Here is a 5,700-nt window from a genome sequence, read left to right on the forward strand (position 1 = left end):
GGCTTGTCCGCGCCGAACCGCCGGGCCCGCCCGCCCGCCAGCAGGACGGCGTCGAACTCCACTAGCCGCCGATCGCCGACATGGGCCGGGCGGGCTGCAGGAACGACGGGTCGTCGATGCCGTGCCCCGCGCGCTTGGCCCAGACCGCCTTGCGCCAGCTTTCGGCGAGTTCGGCGTCGGTGGCGCCGCCGCGCAGCGCGTCCCGCAGGTTGGACTCCTCGGTGGCGAACAGGCAGTTGCGGATCTGCCCGTCGGCGGTGAGCCGCACCCGGTCGCAGGCGCCGCAGAACGGCCGGGTCACCGAGCCGATCACGCCGACCGTCTCCGGTCCGCCGCCGATCAGGAACGACTCGGCGGGCGCGCTGCCCCGGTCGTGCTGCTCATCGGGGGCCAGGTCGAACTCGGCGGACAGCCGCTCCAGGATCTCGTCCGCGGTGATCATGTTCTTCCGGGTCCAGCCGTGCTGGGCGTCCAGCGGCATCTGCTCGATGAACCGCAGCCGGTAGCCGCGCTCCAGGCAGTACCGCAGCAGCGGGACGGCCTCCCGGTCGTTGATCCCGCGCATCAGCACCGTGTTGATCTTCACCGGTTCCAGCCCGGCGTCCTGCGCCGCGGCGAGGCCCTTCAGGACGTCGTCCAGCCGGTCGCGGTGCGCGAGCCGCTTGAACGTCTCGCGGTCGAGGGTGTCGAGGGAGACGTTCACCCGGTCGAGCCCGGCCTCGGCCAGCGGCGCGGCCAGCCGGTCGAGCCCGATGCCGTTGGTGGTCAGCGAGATCTGCGGGCGCGGGGACAGCTCCGCCGTCCGCCGCACGATCTCCGGCAGCCCGCGCCGCAGCAGCGGCTCGCCGCCGGTGTAGCGGACCTCGGTGACCCCGAGCTCCCGGACGGCGAGCCCGACCAGCCGGATCACCTCGTCATCGGTGAGCAGTTCCGGCTTCGGCAGCCAGTCCAGCCCCTCAGGCGGCATGCAGTACGAGCACCGCAGGTTGCAGCGGTCGGTGAGCGAGACCCGCAGGTCCGTCGCGGTACGGCCGAAGGTGTCGACCAGCACGGGCGCCCCTTCCTGCTGACCGGCGGCCCGCCCTCGCGGCCCGCCGGGGTTTTGCGGTCGGTCAGACCAGCCTATTCCGGAGGTTGACGTTTCGTCGCATCCCATTGGACCGTGACGTTCCATCGAGCATCAGGGAGGCCGGAGTGACGACGGTACGCGAGTGGGAGTTCGCCGGGACGGGGGGCGCGATCACCGCGCGGATCTGGGCGGACGGGGAGCCGCGCTACGTCGCGGTGCTCGTGCACGGCTACGGCGAGCACCTCGGCCGCTACGACCACGTCGCGGACGTCCTCGTCCGGCACGGCGCCGTCGTCTGCGGGCCCGACCACAGGGGCCACGGCCGCTCCGCCGGCGACCGCGTGCTGATCGAGGACTACGCGGACGTCGTCGCCGACGTCCACACGGTCGTGGAGTCGGCGCGCGGCGACCACCCCGGCCTGCCCGTCGTCATGATCGGCCACTCGATGGGCGGCATGATCGCCGCCCGCTACGCGCAACTGCACGGCGACGCCCTCACCGCCCTCGTCCTCTCCGGCCCGGTCCTCGGCCGCTGGCACGCGGTGGACGAGCTGCTCCCCTTGGACGAGATGCCGGACGCGACCATCGACACGTCCACGCTCTCCCGCGACCCGGCCGTCGGCAAGGCCTACACCGAAGACCCCCTCGTCTGGCACGGCCCCTTCAAGAAGCCCACGATCAAGGCCCTGGACACGACCCTGCGCCGCATCAACGAGAGCGGATCCCTGGGCGCACTCCCGACCTTCTACGTGCACGGCGAGGCAGACGAACTCGTCCGCCCCGCCGACACACGCATCGGCATCGAGGCGATCCGAGGCGAGGACTTCACCGAGCGCCTCTACCCGGACGCCCGCCACGAGGTCTTCAACGAAACGAACCGCAACGAGGTCCTAGCCGATGTGACCACTTTCATAGACCGCGTCCTCGCCCGCTGAGCAACGGTCAGCCCTTCACGCAGATGAGCTGGCGGAGTCGGGCCACTACCTCGACCAGGTCGGACTGGGCCTCGATGACCGTTTCCAGGTCCTTGTAGGCGCCCGGGATCTCGTCGACGACGCCGCCGTCCTTGCGGCACTCGACACCCTTCGTCTGCTCGATCAGGTCGTCCACGGTGAAGCTCTTGCGGGCCTTGTTGCGGCTCATGCGGCGGCCCGCGCCGTGGGAGGCGGAGTTGTAGGCGGTCTCGTTGCCGAGGCCGCGCACGATGTAGGTGCCGGTCGCCATCGAGCCCGGGATGATGCCGAGGTCGCCGCGGCCCGCGCGGATCGCGCCCTTGCGGGTGACGAGCAGCTCGTCGCCGCCGTACACCTCCTCCGCCACGTAGTTGTGGTGGCAGGAGATGACCTCGCCCCACCGGCAGCGCTTCTCGCCGAACCGCCTGGTCACCACGTTCTGCGCGAGCGCCATCATGACGGCGCGGTTGCGGCGCGCGTACTCCTGCGCCCAGAACAGGTCGTGGCGGTAGGCGTCCATCCTGGCGGTTCCGGTGAGGAACACGGCGAGGTCGTTGTCCGGCAGGTCCTGGTTGTGCGGGAGCTTGCGGGCGGCCTCGATGTGCCGTTCGGCCAGCTCGTTGCCGATGTTGCGCGATCCCGAGTGCAGGACGAGCCAGATCGCGCCCTGGTCGTCCGCGCACAGCTCCAGGAAGTGGTTGCCGCCGCCGAGCGTGTCCATCTGCTGGCGGGCGCGGCCGTGCCGGGACCGCACCGCCGGGTGCAGGTCGTCGAACTGCTTCCAGAACTCGTACCAGGCGCGCTCCTTCAGGTTCGGCAGCGCGGACGGGTCGACGGCGTCCTTGTGCGAGCCGCGGCCGACGGGGATCGCCCGCTCCAGGCGGTGCCTGATGCCGGACAGGTCGTCCGGCATGTCCTCCACGGTGAGCGACGACTTGACGGCGGTCATGCCGCAGCCGATGTCGACGCCGACGGCCGCCGGGGACACCGCGTCCTTCATCGCGATGACCGAGCCGACGGTCGCGCCCTTGCCGTAGTGGACGTCGGGCATGACCGCGAGGCCCTCCACCCACGGCAGGGCGGAGACGTTGCGGAGCTGGTCGAGGGCGAGGTCCTCGACGGTGGCGGGGTCGGTCCACATCCGGATGGGAACGCGGCCGCCCTTGAGCGTCTGGTACGGCATGCCTTCTCCTGGATCGACGGGAACCGGACCGCGATCTATGAGGCCAGAATCATCACTGGTCGTTCAACCGGTTTTCCCGTCCTGGACGGGTTCATCACCGTTCGAGCTGCGGCGTTCGGTGAGGCCGAGCCGGTCCAGGTGGCGCAGCAGGGCGACGGCGACGTCGCGGCTGGTGCCGAGGGCGGCGGCGGCCTGGGCGCGGGTGAACGGCTGCGGCAGGCCGTTCAGGACGCGCAGCGCCTCCCGGTCGGCCCCCGGCAGCAGGACGATGTCGTCGTCGATGACCAGGACGGCGGCCGCGCGGTCGGCGGCGGCGAGCAGGTCGCCGGTGAGGCCCAGCTCTTCGAGGCGCTCGGCGGACGGCGGCGTGAACGGGGTGTCCGCGAGGTCGGTGCGGAGGTGCTCGACGGCCTCGGTCCAGGGCGGCGGCGGGGTCGCGGCGATCGCCGTCGGCGGTGCGGTGACGGGCGCGGGCTCGGGGGCGAGCGCGGGGCCGTAGACGCGTCCTGCGTCCACCCGCAGCGGCGGCCGGACGAGCGCGGTCACGAGCTGCCGGGCCGGGAGGCCGAGCCGCAGCCGGACGGTCTCCAGCGGGATGCCGGGCGCGTGCGGGCTGCCCGCGGCGTGCCGGGACGTCTCCTCGGCGAGCCGCTCGAACAGCGACGACCAGTGCGCCGGGTCGGCGATCCACTCGCCGTTCAGCGCGACGGCGTCCGGCGGCGGCGCGCAGCCCATCAGCGTCAGCTCGGTGCGGCGCAGCACGCCGTGCCGGCGCAGCACGATCGTGCCGTCCGGCCGGTCCGGCCAGGACGCCAGCTCCCGCGCGCGGGCCGCCCCCGCGCCGCGCCGCACCAGGGTCGGCGGCCGGACGTCCAGCACGCTCACCCCGGCGATCGAGCGGCGCGCCGGGTCGCGCAGGACGCCGGTGTCGCCGAGGTGCAGGGCGAGCCGGGTGTTCAGGGTCAGCCGCGCGGTGTCGGGGCCGAGCGGCCGCAGCCCGACCGGGACGGCGGCGGACCCGAGGTGCAGCGTCAGCCGCCGCGCGAGCCGCCCGGACGCCTCGCCGAACCGGGTCCGGACGTCGACGGACGTGGTGTGCGTCCAGGCGCCGGGCGTGACGAGGGCCATGCCGCCGTCCACGCGGCCCGCGTCGCGGAGCGTCAGCACGACGCGGGAGACGCCACCGACGGTGTCGCACGGCTCGCCGGCGCAGCCGATCGTCCGGACGCGGACGCGGTCGCCCGCGGGCATGAGCAGCAGTTCGTCGCCGACGGCGACCGTCCCGGCGGCGAGGGTGCCGGTGACGACGGTCTGCCGCCCGGCGGTGAAGGCGTGGTCGACCCACAGCCGCACGGGGGCGTCCGGGTCGGGGACGGGCAGCCGGCCGGTGAGCCGGTCGAGCGCGGCGGCCAGCCCGTCCAGGCCGGTGCCGGTGGCGGTGCTGACGGCGACGGCCTCCACTGCGCGCAGCGCGGTGCCGGCCAGCCGTTCGCGGACCTGCCGCAGCGCGAGCCGGGAGTCGGCGAGGTCGGACTTGGTGACCGCGAGGACGCCGGCCCGGACGCCGAGCGCGCCGAGGGCGTCCAGGTGCTCGGCGGTCTGCGGCATCCACCCCTCGTCGGCGGCGACGGCGAGCAGCGCGGCGGGCGCGGGCGCCGTGCCCGCGAGCATGGCCGGGACGGACCGCTCCCCGCCGGGGACGTCGACGAACGCCACGCGCCGGCCGGACGGCAGCTCCGTCCACGCGCCCGCCTCGCCCGGCTCCTTGCCGGTGAGGGCGCGCACGAGCGCCGACTTGCCGTGCCCACCGTGACCGGCGGTGGTGACGACCTGCATCAGCGTCCTTTCCGGGCCGAGACGCGAAAGGCCGTGCGGGGGAATTCAACGCGGGGGTTGTGCAGACGAAGGTCCACGGAAGGCAACCCTAGGGACGCCGGGGCCCGGTGCAAAACCCGATCCGGGCCTTGCCCCGGCCCGGAAAAACCCACTGACCTCCCGTGAACCACAAACGACCAGAAATCGCCGCCGGTTCAGTCGCGTCCGGAACCGGCACGGCCCGCTTCCGCCGCGCGCTCGGCGTCCGAGTGGGCCGCGAAGTCGTCCACCATCCGGTGCACGAGCCCGGCCAGCCGGGCGCGGTCGCCGGGCGGCCAGCCGGCGAGGGCCTCGGCGATCCAGCGCCGCCCGGACGCGCGGATGCACTCCACCGCGTCCGCCCCGGACGCGCTCAGCCGGACCCGCCGGCACCGCCCGTCGTCCGGGTCGGGCACCTGCTCGACGTACCCGGCCCGCTCCAGCCGCTGCACCTGCCGGGTGACGTGCGGCGCCTCCACCGCGAGCGCGGCGGCCAGCTCGCCCGGCCGCATCGGGCCGCCGCCGTCGGCCCCGTCCCTTATACACATCTGACGCTGCCGACGAACACGACTGCGGCGACCCCCGCCGTCCCCCGCATCCTAAACACAAAAACCACACCCGACACACGACCCACACAACAC

The 5,700-nt window shown here is 73.7% G+C and carries 4 protein-coding genes; 1 reads left to right on the top strand and 3 read right to left on the bottom strand.

What is annotated here, in order from left to right; translation table 11 throughout:
• Window positions 1-61: 61 nt before the first annotated feature.
• Entirely contained in the window at window positions 62-1,051 is a 990-nt protein-coding gene (gene moaA, locus HUX53_RS29545) for a GTP 3',8-cyclase MoaA (RefSeq protein ID WP_309237493.1), read from the bottom strand.
• Window positions 1,052-1,194: 143 nt separating this feature from the next.
• Between moaA and HUX53_RS29550 the strand changes: the two genes are divergently transcribed.
• On the top strand, window positions 1,195-2,004 hold the full coding sequence (locus HUX53_RS29550) for an alpha/beta hydrolase (RefSeq protein WP_176406501.1): 810 nt from the start codon (window positions 1,195-1,197) through the stop codon (window positions 2,002-2,004).
• Between the two features lie 7 nt (window positions 2,005-2,011).
• Here the strand turns inward: HUX53_RS29550 and HUX53_RS29555 are convergent, their stop codons facing one another.
• Both HUX53_RS29555 and HUX53_RS29560 read right to left on the bottom strand, forming a co-directional pair.
• Entirely contained in the window at window positions 2,012-3,205 is a 1,194-nt protein-coding gene (locus tag HUX53_RS29555) for an RtcB family protein (protein ID WP_176406502.1), read from the bottom strand.
• Window positions 3,206-3,268: 63 nt separating this feature from the next.
• Window positions 3,269-5,041 carry a SelB C-terminal domain-containing protein gene (locus HUX53_RS29560; RefSeq protein ID WP_176406503.1) on the bottom strand — a complete coding sequence of 591 codons (1,773 nt, stop codon included), beginning with the start codon at window positions 5,039-5,041 and terminating at the stop codon, window positions 3,269-3,271.
• Between the last annotated feature and the right edge of the window lie 659 nt (window positions 5,042-5,700).

The organism is Actinomadura sp. BRA 177 (genome assembly GCF_013372625.1).
In the GTDB taxonomy this organism is placed as follows: domain Bacteria; phylum Actinomycetota; class Actinomycetes; order Streptosporangiales; family Streptosporangiaceae; genus Spirillospora.